This window comes from Janibacter terrae NBRC 107853 (assembly GCF_001591405.1).
GTDB classification, from domain to species: domain Bacteria; phylum Actinomycetota; class Actinomycetes; order Actinomycetales; family Dermatophilaceae; genus Janibacter; species Janibacter terrae.
Map to the genome: position 1 here is coordinate 1 of NZ_BCUV01000001.1, position 596 is coordinate 596.

The window sequence follows — 596 nt, forward strand, 5'->3', positions numbered from 1 at the left end:
CTAAGAGGTTGAACTCCAAGCATCATCTCAATGAAGGGGTCATTGGACAGGTCCGCCGTTTGCTTGGTGAATGGCACGAATCCCGGCGCGATCGCGTTGCAGCGAATTCCGTTCGCACCATAGTCGACGGCGATTGAGCGGGTGAGTCCAATGACTCCCGCTTTGGTGGCGGCATGCGGTCCATGTGTCGGGATGCCAACTATTCCAGAGGTGGACGCAGTATTGATGATAACTCCGGACCCGCGCCGTTTCATTTCGCGTAGGGCATACTTGCAACCGTAGTAGACCTGCGTAAGTTCGAACAGGACCGTGAAGTCCCAGTCTTCGGTTGGCAGGTCAGCGATGGGTGCCATTCGGACAAGGCCAGCATTGTTGTACATAACATCGATCTGATGATGGGCTTCGACGGTGTGCTGAATAAGTGCTGCGACCTCATCTTCAGACGTGACGTCAACCCTAAAAAATGAGGCATTCCCGCCCTCTGTGACGATTTTCCTTCGGCCTGAATCCATCCTCGTTTCCAAACGATGGAGAACCCAGGATGCTTCATTGTCGCGTCAAGCCGCTGACGGCATGGCCTCGCGGCCAGGGTAAGC

Annotated in this window: 1 protein-coding gene; it reads right to left on the reverse strand. The window is 55.0% G+C overall.

Features of this window, described 5'->3' with window-relative positions; genetic code table 11:
- Positions 1-512: SDR family NAD(P)-dependent oxidoreductase (locus tag JT1_RS17640; protein WP_255218211.1), on the reverse strand; the 512-nt coding region annotated here is incomplete at its 3' end.
- Positions 513-596 lie beyond the last annotated feature (84 nt).